The sequence below is a fragment of the Streptomyces sp. NPDC050636 genome (assembly GCF_040654775.1).
GTDB lineage: Bacteria > Actinomycetota > Actinomycetes > Streptomycetales > Streptomycetaceae > Streptomyces.
In genome coordinates this window covers 1-14,104 of the sequence record NZ_JBFAIP010000045.1, presented here as the reverse complement: position 1 = coordinate 14,104, position 14,104 = coordinate 1, and the positions used below count along the sequence as shown (strand labels likewise).

Sequence of the window (14,104 nt, the reverse complement as noted above, 5' to 3'; positions counted from 1 at the left end):
CTCCGGCGGCGAGGGCGGCACCATGGTCATGCGTGCCCACTACCCGCGGGTGGGCACCATCCCCACTGAGAACGCCGGCCCGTCGATCGTCGCAGGTCCTTCGAGGCATCTGAGGTCGCCACCCGCACCTGGGGCCACAAGTACGCGGACAGCACGGCGGACCTGGAGGGGCATCCCGAGCGCGGTGCAGCCTATGCCTCCGCGATACCCCATCTTTGAGCTTGCGGCCCATCCCAGGTGGCCGGTCTGGTGGCAGCCACCTGGCGGGCGGTCTGTGCGCGGCGATCGTCCAGAGCCGGAACGAGGGCCTGCATGCCCGCGTCCCGGTGGCGTGCCGCAGCCCCAGTTCGCACTTCCGCTGGGGACTTGGGGCTGGCCCTGCGTCTCTGGTCCTCGCCGTCGAGCGATGGACGTAGCGAGCCGGGCGTACGGCTTCGGGGGAGGGTGCCCTGGCCGCGGATGACGGGACCGCCGGTGGGGAGGGATCGACGGTCGGTCTTCGGCCAAGATCGATGGTTGGTACGTGGTCCCACCCTTTCAGATGGGAGACTCGGCCCGACACACGGAGCGTGACCATTCCTCGGCGCCACCGTGTGCACACCGGACCGGTGGACCATGGCCCGGAACGGAGCCGGGGATCGGGAAATCGGGGGGTCTGGATGAAGGTGTTCGTCGTCGGAGCCAATGGGTTCATCGGAAGTGCCCTGGTTCACCGGATCCTCACCACCACCGACTGGCAGGTCGTGGGTCTCGACACCGGCGAGCACCGGCTGATCTCTTCGCTCGGACATCGCAGTTTAGCCTTCCGGCAGGGGGATCTGACGGTCGAGCGGGGCTGGGTGGACCGGCAGATACGCGAATGCGACGTCGTGGTACCGCTGGCCGCGATAGCCGTACCGGTCAGCTATCTCCGCGACCCGCTGTCGGTCTATGAACTCAACTTCGAGGAGAACCTCCGGATCGTTCGCCAGGCGGCGCGCTCGGCGACCCGGGTGGTCTTCCCCTCCTCCTCGGAGGTGTACGGGATGAGTACGGATCCACAGCTCGACGAGGACACCTCGCCCCTGGTCCACGGGCCGATCCACAAGCAGCGCTGGATCTACGCCACTTCGAAGCAACTCCTCGACCGGCTGATCTGGGCCTACGGAGCCTCCGAGGGTCTGCGCTTCACGCTCTTCAGGCCCTTCAACTGGATGGGGCCGCACCTGGACGACCTCGCCGCGGCACCGGACGGCGGCTGCCGGGTGGTCACCCGCTTCCTCGGCAACATCCTGCAGGGCCGGCCGATCGAACTCGTCGACGGCGGTCACCAGCGCCGCGCATTCACCTATATCGACGACGGCATCGACTGCCTGATGAAGATCCTCAAGGATCGCTCCGGCGCCGCAGACGGCCGGATCTTCAACATCGGCAACCCGTCCAACGACATCGCGATACGTGATCTAGCCAGCGCTCTGATCGACGCCGTCGCCGCTCACCCGCAGTGGAGGGAAAGGGCCCTGGCCACACCCCTGGTCGAGGTGCCGGCCGACGAGCACTACGGCCCGGGGTACGAGGACGTACGCACCCGGCTGCCCTCGATCGAGCGCGCCCGCACGCTGCTGGGATGGCAGCCGCGCACCGCCCTGGACGAGGCGCTGCGCAGGACGGTCGCCCATCACTGCGCCGACAGCGGCCCGCAGCACGGTGCGCTGATCCAGCCGGCCCGGTGAGGTGGCGTTGTCATGACGGACGTCGCCGTGAAACGCGTCGCCTTACTCGGCAAGGGCAGCCTGGCGATACACGCCGGCGAGCTCGTGGCCCGCGCCCCCGACATGTCCCTGGACACGGTGGTACCGGTCGCCGACGAGCCCGACTGGGACACCGGACTCTCCGACCACGCCGCCCGTCACTGGCCCCATGCGCTCCTGCTGCCCAGCGGCGACTGGCGCGAACTGGAACCCGATCGCTACGACTTGGTCCTGAGCATCCTCTACGACCGGATCATCGGGCGCCGTCTCATCGAAGGCAGCGGGCGCGCCATCAACCTCCACCCCGGCCCGCTGCCCCGCTACCGGGGCGTCAGGCCCGTCAACTGGGCCCTGCGCAACGGCGAACGGATGCACGGTGTGACGCTCCACGAAATCGACGAGGGCATCGATTCCGGCCCGGTCCTCGCCCAGGCACTGTTCACCATCTGGCCGGAGATCGACGAGGTACGCGATGTCTGGGCGCGGTCAATGGCCGTCGCGCGCACCTTGCTGGACGAGACGCTGCCGCGCTTCGACCGTATCCCGGCCGTCCCCCAGGACCAGGCCAAGGCCCTGACGTACTACCGCGCCCAGAACCATGAGCTCGGCGACCGTTCCGACTGGACCCGCGCCCAGTCGACCTCCCTCCTCAAGGCGGACCACAATGCGAAGTGACGGCCCCCGCTCCCGGCCCCATCCCCTGCCCTTCGCCCGTCCCGACATCGGGGGCGACGAGATCGCCGAGGTGATCGCCACCCTTGAATCCGGCTGGCTGGCGACCGGCCCCCGGGCGGAGCGCTTCGCCGCGGACTTCGCGGCCTACGTCGGCGCCGACTTCGCCGTGCCGGTCTCCTCCGCGACCGCCGGGCTGCACCTGGCCCTGCTGGCGAACGGGGTACGCCCCGGCGACGAGGTCATCACCACCCCGATGACTTTCGTCGCCACCCTCAACGCGATCGTGCACTGTGGCGCGGTGCCTGTTCTCGCCGACATCGACCCCGGCACCCGCAACCTCCGCACAGAGGAGGTCGAACGGCGCATCACGCGCCGCACCCGGGCGATCGTGCCGGTGCACTTCGCGGGACAGCCGGTCGACCTCGACCCGCTCCTCGATCTCGCCGCCGCATCCGGCCTCGCGGTGATCGAGGACGCGGCGCACGCGGTCGGCGCGGAGTACCGAGGCCGGAAGATCGGCTCGCTGGCCGGCACCACGGCGGTCTTCTCCTTCCACCCCAACAAGAACATGACCACCGGCGAGGGCGGCATTATCACCACCGCCGACGAAGAGGTGTTCCGCACCGCCGACCGGCTGCGCTTCCACGGCCTGGACGGCACCCAGCCCGCCGTCCCCGACATGCCGCTGCCCGGCTTCAAGTACAACATCACCGACATTCAAGCGGCGCTCGGCATCCACCAGCTGAGAAGGCTGGAGGGCTTCCTGGCCGAACGCGAACGCCTCGCCCTCCGCTACACGAAGGCGCTGTCCGACCTACCCGGCCTGCTCCTCCCCGCCGTCGCCGACTACCCGATGCGGCACGCCTGGCACCTGTACGCACCCCTGCTCGACATCGACCGACTCCCCATCGATCGCGCGACGTTCGCCAACCGGCTACGCGAACACGGCATCGCCACCGGCTACCACTACCGGGCCGCACACCTCATGTCGTACTACGCCGACCGGTTCGGCTGGACTCCGCAAGACTTCCCCGAGGCATCCTTCGTCTCCGACCGCACCGTCTCGCTGCCCCTCTTTCCGGGCCTGAGCGACAACGACCAGGACGACGTCATCGCAGCGCTGCGGCGGGTGCTGTAGGGCTACGCCGTTGACCGTCCTCACGGAATTTCTGTCTGATCCCGTAACTCATCAACAAAGCCACTCCAGGGCTTCCGCGTGCGGGTAACCCCGCCATTCCTAGGCGCCGATGACGGGGGCGAGGTAGCCGTGCAGCGCCTTCTTCAGCTCGGCGATCATCGCCGGGCGCTCGATGCTGTTCGCGACGAGTACGAGCGGCCCCATGGCCTGGAAGATCTGAATGCTCACCAGGGCCGTGCGGCGGCGGCCGTCCGATGGTAGCGCGGGGGCACGGTCGCTGATCATGGTTTCGATCCGGCCGAGCATGGCTGCCTGGATGGGCCGGGCTGCGTCCGTCAGGCCGTTGGGCATGTCGGGGCGGGCGAAGAGTGCCCTGAATCCGGGGTTGGCGATGTTGAAACCGATGATCGGATCGACGATCCGGTCGAGTACTTCGGCGAGGCTGATCGCGGCGAAGTCGATCGTGTCAAACGCCTCGGTGCGACGCCAACTGCTGCCCACGCTCGCGCCGCACTTCACTCGCGTCAACGGCACCATCCGTGTCGAGGTCGGAGGCGGCGACGAGGTCTTCCGACAGACGATGGAGCGAGCCCGGCAAGACTTCCTCCGCGCCGAGCTCGTGATTCTGCCGATGGTGCTCCTGTTGCTCTGGTGGGTCTACCGCCGGCTCTCGGCCGCACTGGTGACCATCGGCATCGGGCTCTTCGCGGTGCTCGGCTCGCTGGCGCTGCTTCGCGCCGTGGTGGCGTTCACGGACATCTCCACCTTCGCTTCCAACATCGCGCTGGTGATGGGCATAGGCCTGGGAGTCGACTACGGGCTCTTCATGGTCTTCCGCTTCCGCGAAGAACTGCGGCACGGCGCCGAAGTCGAGGAGGCGGTCGCCCGCACCGTACGGGGCGCCGGCCGCACCGTGCTGTTCAGCGGTGTCACTGTCGCGGCGTCCCTCTCCGTCCTCCTAGCCTTCCCCTTTCCCTTCCTCAGTTCCTTCGCCTACGCGGGCGTCGCCGTCGTCCTTGCCGCGGTACTCGGCGCCACGGTTCTGCTGACCGCGGCACTCGCCCTCCTGGGCCGCCGGGTCGAACGCCGGGGGCCGACGAAGCCCGAGGCAGCGGGATTCTGGTTCATCGCCGCGAACCGCGTGATGCGCCGCCCGCTGATGTTCGGAGGGGCCGCTCTCGCCCTGCTGCTCCTCCTCGGCTCCCCGTTCCTCGGCGTGCGCTTCGGGCTGCCGGACGACCGGGTCCTGCCCGCCTCGGCGCAGGCACGTCAGATGTACGACCAGATTCGCACTGGATTCACGACAGAGGAGGCCGACGCCATCCAGGTGGTGGCGCCCAAGGGGGACGACGGTGCCTCCGGCCCGTACGCCACGAAGCTATCCCGTATCCAGGGTGTCGTCCGCGTGGACTCGGCTGCGGGCTCGTACGCCGCTGGGCAGCGCGTCACGTCCTCCACCGGAACTTCCTACACCGCCAAAAGCGGTGCGGGCACCAGGCTGGTGATCACCGCCTCCTCGAAGCGACTGGAGTCAGACGCCGGCGGCTTGGTGCACGCCATACGAGCGGTTCAAGCGCCGTTCGCGGTAGAGGTCGGAGGATACCCGGCAGAACTCATTGACTACCGTGACGGCGTCACCGAACGACTTCCCTTGATCGCGGGCCTCATCATCCTCGTCACCTTCATCGTCCTGTTCCTGATGACCGGCAGCGTTCTCGCACCACTGAAGGCGACCGTACTCAACGTGCTGAGTCTCTCCGTGATGTTCGGCGCACTCGTCTTCATCTTCCAGGAAGGCCACCTGTCAGACCTCCTTGGTTTCACCCCCACCGGCACGATCGAGCCGAGCATCCCCATCTTGATGTTCTGCATCGCCTACGGACTGTCCATGGACTACGAGGTCTTCCTCCTTGCACGTATCAAGGAGGAGTACGACCGCACCGGGGACGCGGTGGGAGCCGTCCCAGTCGGTGTCGCACGCAGTGCGCCACTCGTCACGGCAGCGGCCGCCATCCTTGCGATCTCCTTTGCGGCATACGCCGCTGGGGACGTGGCCTTCCTCAAGCAACTGGGAATCGGGATGGCCCTCGCGGTAATTGTCGACGCCACCGTTGTTCGGGGCGTGCTGCTACCAGCATTCATGCGGCTTGCCGGCCGGGCCAACTGGTGGGCTCCAGAACCACTGCGCAGGCTGCACCGCCGCTTCAGCTTTTTGGACGAGAACACGCCACAACCGCGTCCGAGGCAGACAACCTTGAAGTGATGTCCTTCATCCCAGAAGGATCGCTGAAGTGGACGTGTGGGTATCCGAGCTGAAGTCGTTGCTGGCCCGGATAGCGCAACTACGTTGCCCCGTGAACTCCTTGCGGAGGGCCGGCGCACCACAGCTACCCGAGGCAACCCCGGTTCCAGGGCGCTGAAACCATGGCGAAACCGCGCTGAATGCGCCCTGCCGCAACCTCTGCGGCATGACGACAACGACATCGCACTCCCTCGGCATCGCGGCCGAGGGGCTGCGCAAGGCCTACGGGGACAAGACGGTCCTCGACGGCGATCTGGCGGTGCCGGCCGGCACCATCACCACCCCGTATCTGGAGGAGGCCGACGAGCTCGCCGACCGCATCGCAGTACTGAGCGACGGCAAGATCGCCGCCGAGGGGAGCGCCGACGAGCTGAAGCGGCTCATCCCAGGCGGGCGCGTGCAGCTGCGGTTCGCCGTACCCGGTCGCGTACCAGTCCGCCGCCTTCGCCCTGCGCGAGGTCACCGCGGACGACTCGGTGCTGTGGCTGCAGATCCCCAGCGACGGCAGCCAGCGCGCGCTGCGCACCATCCTCGACTGGCTGGACTCGGCCGGAACCAAGGCGGACGAGCTGACTGTGCACTCTCCCGACCTCGACGACGTGTTCTTCGCCCTGACCGGCGGCACCAACGTGCCCAACCAGTCCAAGGAGGCAGTGCGATGAGCGCCCTCTCCCTCGCCGTACGCGACTCGAACACCATGCTGCGCCGCAACCTGCTGCAGGCGCGGCGCCCTGGATGCTGAGGGAGCAGTCGAGGTGCTCATCGTCGCCTACATGGGCCTCGCTCTGGCTGGCCTTTCCGCTGTGTTGGTCGATCATTGTCCGGAGTCCCTCCTGGCGTGAGATGCGAGACAAGCAAGAGGCTCGTGCCCAAGAAGGGCTTGAAGCCCTTCGGAGGCAGCTTAAGGAGGAGACACGGCTGTCCGCTTCGCCGGTGGAACTCCCGGGGGAGGAAGAAGCCTTAGCTGCCTACAGGCGAGCGCAGGCCGGTCCTACGCCTGCCCGCCGCTTCCGGCTCTTCCGGCTCTCGCTCAATGCCGCCATCGCCGGACTCGCGTTTGGTGGTGTGGCCGTCGCGGCCGGCACCGGCATGTGTCCCGCGCCGTTCGACTGCACGGCGCAAGCCAATGGCGCGACCGACACGGGGGCCGTGGCGGCCGGGTTCGGGGCGCTGCTGGCAGGTATCGCAGCGCTCGGGACGCTGCTCCTGGACTGAAAGAAGTTCCGGCAAGGAGACGATCCGCCACCCCCTGCAGGGCCCCTCCTCCGAGCCCCGCTGACCCACCACCTCCCTCCCCTCCGGCACAGCCCCCGCCCTCCGGTACTCAGCCGCCGGCCCTTTCCCCGCGAAGAGATGGCTACCTGTAGTCGCCGACAGCCCAGAGCTGCACAGAGAGCTACACGCCACCTGGCCGCAGCTATACGTGAACTGGGTTCTGATACCCGCGAGTTCGCGAAAACCGAAGGTAGTTCATCGGGAACCTGAGGGTCCGATGCCGCCATTCTCAGCGATAGACCCATGGGGTCATGGGGAGGACGCTGGGTCGGCTTCGGCAGGGGGAGGCCTCTTGGAGTCCGCGTGGCGGAGGACGGCCAGTCGAGAAAACCGATCGACAGACGAGTCCACGAGGCACTGTGATGGCTCCGACTGCCCGCCGCATGGAGCGGGCCAACCGCAGGAGTTGCTCTTGGCAACCGGGAGAACCGCGGACCCCCGCCCCGCGATCGATGCCGCACTGGCCAGGCGCCTGGTCGATACGCAGTTCCCGCAGTGGGCCGAGTTGCCTCTCAGGCTACTCGACCCGGCCGGTTCGGACCATGTGATCTACCGGCTGGGCGAGGACCTGTCCGTCCGGCTGCCCCGCCATGCGGGGGCCATCAGGCAGGCCATGAAGGAGTCTGAGTGGCTTCCCGGGCTCGCCCCGCACCTGCCCCTGGCCATCCCAGTCCCGGTGGGGGTGGGGGAGCCCGACTTCGACTATCCGTGGCCGTGGGCGGTGTCCGGCTGGCTGGACGGCGAGGTGGCGACTGCCGAGGCCCTGGCCGACTCGTCCCGGGCTGCCGTCCAACTGGCGGAGTTCCTCACCGCCCTTCAGGAATTCGTGCTCGAGGACTTCCCGCTCGACGACGCTCGCGAGGACCTGACCGGTCGGCCGCTGGCCGACCGGGACCGCGCGACGCGGGCCGCTATCGCGGAGGTCGACGGTACGTTCGACGCCGCGGCCATGACCGAGCTGTGGGACGCGGCGCTGAGCGCCCCCGGATGGGATCGCCCTCCGGTCTGGTTCCACGGCGACTTCCACACCGGCAACCTGCTGACCGTCAACGGCCGCCTCAGCGCGGTCATCGACTTCGGCGGGCTCGGCATCGGCGACCCGGCCTGCGACCTGACCATCGCCTTCACCCTGATGTCTGCCGGGAGCCGGGCTGCCTTCCGCGCCACGCTCGGCGTCGACGACGCCACCTGGACCCGGGGCCGCGGCTGGGCCCTGGCCACCGGCCTGAACGCCTACACCTCCTACGCCGCCGTCAACCCCCGGGTCGCCGCGCAGACCACCCGCCAGATCACCGAGGCTCTGATCGGCTGATCAACCGATCCCAGGACCTGCGGGATCATGGCGAACGCCCTGGGCCATGTTTCGGGCTCAGGTCCGAGGAACTTGCGGGCGGAGTCCGCGTAGCGGATAGCGGCCTTCTCATCGATGCCGAAGACGAGCGCGAGGTGGAGCGGGGCGGCGCCGTGGGTGAGCGCCTCTTCGAGCTGTCGGTCGGCGCGGAGCCGTTCGAGGGTGGTGGTGAGGTTGCGGGTGGCCCGGGTGGTCCAGAGCCTGCCGGCCGGGCCGAGCTCGACGGCGGTCTTCTGAGTGATCAGCAGGTGCGGGTTGACTGTGTCCGGCCGGTGGCTGCGGCGGTGGTCGAGCCAGTCCAGGACAGCTCGGCGGGTGAGGTCGTCGAGCGGGCGGACATGGCCGCCGACGATGATGCGCCGGTTGCCCAGGTCGATGTCGATGTCGATGTCGGTGTCGTCCAACTGCATCGTGCGGAACGTCTTCGGCCCGTGCCGCGTGGACGGCAGCCAGGGCGACGATGAGCCTGATGTCTGGGGTGGTGGCGGTGGTGTTGGCCTCGTCGATGTCCGCCTGGGCGAGGGCTTGGAGGACGCCGCAGGTCTGTCGGGGGACACGGATCCGGATCGTGGGGTTGCGGAAGATCTGGCCGTTCTTCTTCGCATGCCGAAAACAGCGACCGCAGGGCGACGATCCGGCTCTCGCGCTGTTTGCCGGTGACAGCGTCCCGGGCCGCGATGATGTCCTCCCGGATGACCTCGCGCAGGTGGTCGTATGGGCTGGACCACTCCAGCAACACCGGCTGGATCTCACTCAGGTAGGCGCCCATGCCGTGTGCCGGGAGCGAGGCTCGGACCGCGGGCCACTGTCGAGGAGAGTGCGAGCCCAGGCTTCTACGGCCCGGCGAATGCCCGGAGCCATCCCGTCGGGTTTCCGTTCTAGCCACCGGTCGACTGCGGGGGCACGGTCGTCGGTGAACAGGCCAAGGAGGTCGAGGACTTCGGTGGTCCGCACGATCGGAAGCCCGCGGACGCGCAGGGCCGAGAAGAGCTCGGAGTAGGAGTACCGGATCGACTCACCTTCGCCCTAGTCGGACAGCACGATCACCAGGGCTCGATTCACGTCGCCGGCGATCCAGCGGTTCCAGCCGCGGGCCTCTCCCAGTGCCCGAGCGGTCTTCCGGGCCCGGACCAGCCAGGGATTGGCCAGGTCGGCATGCCACTCCCGGTCGCACCGGCGGAAGTCCCGAGTGGCGGTGAAGAGCGTCGGTTGCATCCATTGGGCCTGGTAAGCAGGCAGCCGCTTCTAACGTGTGCACCATGACGTCCACCGATCGGCCTGGAGGTGCCATGCCCCTGCAGATGAAGTTGACCGCGATAACACTCGACTGCCCTGATCCGCTGGCTCTGGCGGCGTTCTATCAGCAGGCAACCAGCCTTGAACCCCACCCGAAATCAGACGCTGACTTCGCCGGTCTCAGCCGTGGGGACGGACTCCTTATCGGCTTTCAACGGGTCGACGACTACCGGCCTCCGCACTGGCCCGACCAAACTGTTCCCCAGCAGTTCCACCTCGACTTTGCGGTCGAGGACTTGGACGAGGCCGAGGCCCGGCTGCTGGAGCTGGGCGCGGGCAAGCCGGGTCACCAGCCGGGTGAGGACAGGTGGCGGGTCTTCACCGATCCGGCAGGGCATCCGTTCTGCCTGGTCCGGCGCTGAGGACGGATCGCCAGCTCAGTGGCTTTCGTGCGAAATCACGATCGGAGCCAGATGAGGAGGGCGGCGGCGGTGACGGTGACGGTGAGGTGACGGTGCCGAGGAAGAGATATCTGCATTCGTCGTAGCGGGTTGCGACGGCCCTGAACTGCTTGAGCTTTCTGATGGCCCGCTCGACCGTGTTGCGATCTTTGTACCGGAGCAGGAGACGGGGGCAATCGACCGATTCCGCCCCCGCTCACCATTCGACCAGTGCCCAGATGAACCGCCCGCCACCGCGGCAGCTAACTCGCTCCGTCCCTGCTGACGCGGTCAGGAGCCGTGGATGATCCGGGCGGTGGTCACGGCACCGTCCTCCAGATCCCACTCGGTGAGAAGTTTGCCGTACTCGCCGCCGTCGATGAGCGTGTTGAGAGCCCTCTGGAGGGCGTCGCGTAGCGCGGTATGGGACCTGTCGATGGCCATGCCGACGGGTTGCTCCTCGGTCAGGTCGCCGTCCGGCAGGCGAAACTCGCCACCGAACTCCTTCGCCTCGTGGACGGCGTACGGAAGGTCGGTGACCACCGCGTCTATAGAGCCGTCGCGGAGGAGCTGCGAGAGCTCGAAGATGTCCTCGGAGGACTGCTTGATCGGTTTCGGGCCGCACTCCTTGTAGGACGTGTTCCGGACCGCTTCCCCATCTTCGGAGTAGAACGGGGCGACGTGCATGCCGCAGAGGTCGGCCCACGAATGGATGTCCTGGGCCGTCTTCCACGGTGCGTAGACCGTGTATCCGTAGTCGAAGTAGTGGATGAAGTCGGCGTTTCGCCGTTCCTTCGCATCGAAGGAGGTGTACTTCGAGCTTGGCATCACTACGTCGTAAGCTTCCCCAAGCCGATCGAGCGAGACGTTGGGGATGCCGACGATCCTCACCCGCAGGCCGAGTTGGTCGCCGAGTGCTGTGGCCAGGTTAGGTTCAAGGCCGACCCAGTCGCCGTCTTTGGGGACGCCGTCGTACTCCCCGTCCTCGATCCAGCCGCTGTCGTCGGCGGCGTCCGTGAGGGCATGGTCACTACCGCTTCTGTCGCCCTCCACGGCCACCGTGAGGGTTCCGGGCACCACGAGCTGAAGTTTGTTCGCCGGCCGGCCCGAACTCCCGTCCTCGCCTGCCGCCTCTTTGCCATCGCCAAAGGGATGGCCCAGGGCGTACGCCGTGACCGCCGCCAGGCCAGCGGCCACCATCGCCGCCCCGGCGATCAGCCAGACACGCTTACGGCGGGGCAAGGATAGACGGGCGGGCTGCGCGAGGGGTTGCGGCTCCGGCCCTGGATCCGGAACCGGCAGCGGTGCGGACTGGGTGGGCTGGTCCGTCGCAGGAAGCTTGGCCGTTTTTCCCTCGCCGCCCTCCGCAGCGCCGGCCAGCATCGCATCGAGTTGCTCGACGGAGGGCCGCGCCGCCGGGTCCGGTACGAGGAGCTCCGTCAACACGGGCGCCAGGGCCCCGGCTCGGACAGGCGGTGGCACTGCACCGTCGAGTATGGCCGCCACGGTGGCCAGCGAGGTCTGCCGACGCATCGGGTTGTGACCCTCGACGCAGACGTACAGCAACATGCCCAGCGACCACAGATCCGAGGCAGGGTCGTCGTCTGTGCCCCGGATACGTTCGGGGGCGAGGTACTCCGGCGTGCCGATGAGTTCTCCGGCCGCGGTCAGTGGCGCGGAGCCGACGGCGGAGTCCACTGAGCCGGTTCGCTGCAGGGCGGCGATTCCGAAGTCGGTGAGTACCGCGTCCCCGTCCGGGCGCAGCATCACGTTGGCGGGCTTCACATCGCGGTGGCGGATGCCGGCGGTGTGAGCGGCGTGTAGGGCGGCCAGCACCTGGCGGCCGACCCGGGCCGCCTCCTGCGGCGTCAGGAGCGTCCCCTCGTCCAACAACTTCGCCAGGCTGCTACCCGGCACCAGCTCCATCACGAGCCACGGGTAGGAATCTTCGCCCTCATCAATGACGTGATGGATCGTCACCACATGGGGGTGGCTGAGCCGAGCCAGTGCCCGGGCCTCGCGCAGCACGCGTTCGCGCAGCACCCGCGACGCGTCGGAGCCCTCGGGAGCCAGTTCCGGAGCTAGCGGGCGGACCTGCTTGACCGCGACCTCCCGATGCAGCGCGATGTCCCGCGCCCGCCACACCGTGCCCATCCCGCCGCTGCCCAGCCGCTCCACCAACTCGAAGCGCCCGTCGATGACCCGCCCGCTTTCCCCATCGATCACGCAAGGAGCGTACGCGCCCGGCTCGTCCCCCGGCACCCCGCTTCAGTCGCCGTACTCCGGGAACGCCAGGCCGAGTTGACGTGACTAGCCGTTATGCCGGCGTGCGGCGGCGACAGTGCCCGTCCGCCAGATGCTTCGCTACCTGCCGCAGTTGGTCCGTGCGCATCTGTTCCCGGGACACCCCGTAGCCGCGCAGTACCTCGACCGGCAGGCCGAGCTGGCGGGCCAGCCGCCCCACCGCCGCTGGCGGGGCAGAGGGAACCTCGTCCGGCACGAAACCCAGCCACGGCAGTGTGCACAACTGCACGGCGGCGCCGAGAACCGTCTGGGGACGCAGGAACTTCCGCAGGAATGCCTCATCCGCCGAAGTGTGGTGACTGCGGCTGCGTGATCTTCTTGGTGGGCAAGGCTCTCGACGACGGGCTGTGCAGACTCTGCCGCGAAGAGGCCGAATCCGAAGACGCTGGGGTCCAGGAGCCGTTGGACTCGGTGAAGTGTCTGGGCGCGGATGGCGTGCCCTGCGGCCGCGAGGCACTGCCGACCCGGTCTGTCTGCGCCCGGCACCGCGCCCGGGAGCTAGCCGAGGCGGTGGCATGACCCCGTCACCACGAGCGGACGGTTCCACTCTAAGATCGTGCGACTGAACGTTGCCTGCCTGCGCGCTGCCCAGCCAGCCAACGGAAACGTTTCAACGGGGAGGAAGACATGCACACGTGGACTCGTGCCGTGCCGGCGGCGGTGGGCGCCGTGGCGCTGGCCGTCGCGCTGACCGGCTGCAGTAACTGGGTTTCGGGGAAGGGCCGGCACAGCTCCGGCTCCCATTCCCCGGACAGCAAGACGACCTACCGCCTGGGCGAGGCCAGCCCGCCGCAGGAAAGCCACATGCAGAAGACCGCGAACAGCACGTTCACGGTCACGCCGACGAAGGCGCAGACCGGAACGAAGGCCGACATGGACAACTCCGGTCTGGAGAAGGACAAGGACAAGGGCCCCAAGGTTCCCGTGTACGTGTGGGCCACCCTCACTCACAAGAGCGGCAAGGCCCTGGAAATCGGTGACATGGACAGCGACCTGGTCGTCAGGACGGACGCAGGCGAGCGCACCAGGGCCCTCATCGTCATCATGGGCGACGCCACGTGGCCGAACTGCCCGGCGCCTGACACGGGGAAGAAGCTGAGTGTGGGGCAGTCGGAGAAGATCTGCACTGCCTTCCTCATACCCGAGGGGCAGAAGGTTGCCGCAGTCGAACTGAGCCAGGGCTTCAACGCGGCCCCGCTGGAGTGGCCGGTCAAGAACTGAACCATGGCCGGGGCCTCGCCGAACCCAGTGGTTGGGCCCCCACCGCTCGCCGGCATCCGACAGTTCCTGGCGACGTATCGCCCCGCGATGATCTGCCACTCCAGATCATTTGAAGTCGCAACCTGGTAGGACTCCGTTAGGTCTGTCTCGATCTTGGCGCCATGTGTGTCCTGCTGGGCAGGGGCAGGGGCAGGGGCAGGGGCAGGGACAGGGACAGGGGCATTTGGGGCCGGGCGTTGTTCGGTGAGGAAGGCGTGGGCGGCGGTCACGAGGGTGACGTGGGTGGGGACCGCCGTGCCCACCCTTCACCGCCGAGGTCATCGATGCTGACGGGGGCTGTCCGCGGCGAAGCCCCGGACCCCCCCCCCGGGGGGGAGGTCGGGAGAGCACACCTCAGAACACCACTCACAGCACCAGTCCGCGCGGGTTGCG

General features: G+C 68.1%; 13 protein-coding genes and 2 pseudogenes. 9 read left to right on the top strand and 6 right to left on the bottom strand.

Annotated elements, in window-relative coordinates:
* Positions 1-659: 659 nt before the first annotated feature.
* From AB0I10_RS26510 to AB0I10_RS26500, 3 genes are read left to right on the top strand one after another with little or no spacing between them, the layout of a single operon-like run.
* Entirely contained in the window at positions 660-1,712 is a 1,053-nt protein-coding gene (locus AB0I10_RS26510; RefSeq protein WP_363155123.1) for a bifunctional UDP-4-keto-pentose/UDP-xylose synthase, read from the top strand.
* 12 nt (positions 1,713-1,724) lie between these two features.
* Entirely contained in the window at positions 1,725-2,405 is a 681-nt protein-coding gene (locus AB0I10_RS26505) for a formyltransferase family protein (RefSeq protein ID WP_363155122.1), read from the top strand.
* A complete protein-coding gene (locus AB0I10_RS26500; protein ID WP_363155121.1) occupies positions 2,395-3,543 on the top strand; it encodes a DegT/DnrJ/EryC1/StrS aminotransferase family protein in 1,149 nt (382 codons plus the stop codon). Before AB0I10_RS26505 ends, AB0I10_RS26500 begins: the two co-directional genes overlap by 11 nt.
* 99 nt (positions 3,544-3,642) lie before the next feature.
* Here the strand turns inward: AB0I10_RS26500 and AB0I10_RS26495 are convergent, their stop codons facing one another.
* Entirely contained in the window at positions 3,643-4,044 is a 402-nt protein-coding gene (locus AB0I10_RS26495) for a hypothetical protein (protein WP_363155120.1), read from the bottom strand.
* On the opposite strand from AB0I10_RS26495, the gene AB0I10_RS26490 reads away from it, so the two are divergent.
* The 4 genes and pseudogenes from AB0I10_RS26490 (at position 4,022) to AB0I10_RS26475 (ending at position 8,432) form a co-directional block, all read left to right on the top strand.
* Positions 4,022-5,806 carry an MMPL family transporter gene (locus AB0I10_RS26490; RefSeq protein WP_363155119.1) on the top strand — a complete coding sequence of 595 codons (1,785 nt, stop codon included), beginning with the start codon at positions 4,022-4,024 and terminating at the stop codon, positions 5,804-5,806. The two genes, AB0I10_RS26495 and AB0I10_RS26490, sit on opposite strands and share 23 nt — an antisense overlap.
* Before the next feature lie 313 nt (positions 5,807-6,119).
* Positions 6,120-6,507: pseudogene (locus AB0I10_RS26485) on the top strand (ABC transporter); the annotation flags it as partial.
* 271 nt (positions 6,508-6,778) lie between these two features.
* Positions 6,779-7,060, top strand: a complete 282-nt coding sequence (locus AB0I10_RS26480) for a hypothetical protein (protein WP_363155118.1) — start codon at positions 6,779-6,781, stop codon at positions 7,058-7,060.
* Positions 7,061-7,532: 472 nt separating this feature from the next.
* The gene (locus tag AB0I10_RS26475; protein ID WP_363155117.1) at positions 7,533-8,432 is read left to right on the top strand and encodes an aminoglycoside phosphotransferase family protein; all 900 of its coding nucleotides are present in this window, start codon (positions 7,533-7,535) and stop codon (positions 8,430-8,432) included.
* Here AB0I10_RS26475 and AB0I10_RS26470 read toward each other — a convergent pair.
* The gene (locus AB0I10_RS26470; protein WP_363155116.1) at positions 8,363-8,881 is read right to left on the bottom strand and encodes a hypothetical protein; all 519 of its coding nucleotides are present in this window, start codon (positions 8,879-8,881) and stop codon (positions 8,363-8,365) included. The two genes, AB0I10_RS26475 and AB0I10_RS26470, sit on opposite strands and share 70 nt — an antisense overlap.
* Positions 8,882-9,497: 616 nt before the next feature.
* Positions 9,498-9,686: a hypothetical protein gene (locus AB0I10_RS26465; protein ID WP_363155115.1), complete on the bottom strand. Its 189-nt coding sequence runs from the start codon at positions 9,684-9,686 to the stop codon at positions 9,498-9,500.
* 74 nt (positions 9,687-9,760) lie between these two features.
* Between AB0I10_RS26465 and AB0I10_RS26460 the strand changes: the two genes are divergently transcribed.
* Positions 9,761-10,129: a VOC family protein gene (locus tag AB0I10_RS26460; RefSeq protein WP_363155164.1), complete on the top strand. Its 369-nt coding sequence runs from the start codon at positions 9,761-9,763 to the stop codon at positions 10,127-10,129.
* Between the two features lie 35 nt (positions 10,130-10,164).
* Here AB0I10_RS26460 and AB0I10_RS26455 read toward each other — a convergent pair.
* The 3 genes and pseudogenes from AB0I10_RS26455 to AB0I10_RS26445 all read right to left on the bottom strand — a co-directional run.
* Positions 10,165-10,322, bottom strand: a pseudogene (locus AB0I10_RS26455) (IS5/IS1182 family transposase); the annotation flags it as partial.
* A gap of 116 nt (positions 10,323-10,438) precedes the next feature.
* On the bottom strand, positions 10,439-12,373 hold the full coding sequence (locus AB0I10_RS26450) for a protein kinase (RefSeq protein WP_363155114.1): 1,935 nt from the start codon (positions 12,371-12,373) through the stop codon (positions 10,439-10,441).
* Between the two features lie 91 nt (positions 12,374-12,464).
* Positions 12,465-12,968: a DUF4158 domain-containing protein gene (locus AB0I10_RS26445; protein ID WP_363155113.1), complete on the bottom strand. Its 504-nt coding sequence runs from the start codon at positions 12,966-12,968 to the stop codon at positions 12,465-12,467.
* Between the two features lie 110 nt (positions 12,969-13,078).
* Between AB0I10_RS26445 and AB0I10_RS26440 the strand changes: the two genes are divergently transcribed.
* Positions 13,079-13,672 (top strand): hypothetical protein, encoded by a 594-nt coding sequence (locus AB0I10_RS26440; protein WP_363155112.1) that lies wholly within the window; start codon positions 13,079-13,081, stop codon positions 13,670-13,672.
* Positions 13,673-14,104 lie beyond the last annotated feature (432 nt).

Bases quoted from the DNA above. Each gene is read 5' to 3' on its own strand.
- AB0I10_RS26505 (WP_363155122.1), top strand. From the start codon at position 1,725: ATGACGGACGTCGCCGTGAAACGCGTCGCCTTACTCGGCAAGGGCAGC.
- AB0I10_RS26500 (WP_363155121.1), top strand. From the start codon at position 2,395: ATGCGAAGTGACGGCCCCCGCTCCCGGCCCCATCCCCTGCCCTTCGCC.
- AB0I10_RS26470 (WP_363155116.1), bottom strand. From the start codon at position 8,881: ATGCAGTTGGACGACACCGACATCGACATCGACATCGACCTGGGCAAC.
- AB0I10_RS26460 (WP_363155164.1), top strand. From the start codon at position 9,761: ATGCCCCTGCAGATGAAGTTGACCGCGATAACACTCGACTGCCCTGAT.
- AB0I10_RS26445 (WP_363155113.1), bottom strand. From the start codon at position 12,968: ATGCCACCGCCTCGGCTAGCTCCCGGGCGCGGTGCCGGGCGCAGACAG.
- AB0I10_RS26440 (WP_363155112.1), top strand. From the start codon at position 13,079: ATGCACACGTGGACTCGTGCCGTGCCGGCGGCGGTGGGCGCCGTGGCG.
- AB0I10_RS26510 (WP_363155123.1), top strand. From the start codon at position 660: ATGAAGGTGTTCGTCGTCGGAGCCAATGGGTTCATCGGAAGTGCCCTG.
- AB0I10_RS26465 (WP_363155115.1), bottom strand. From the start codon at position 9,686: ATGCAACCGACGCTCTTCACCGCCACTCGGGACTTCCGCCGGTGCGAC.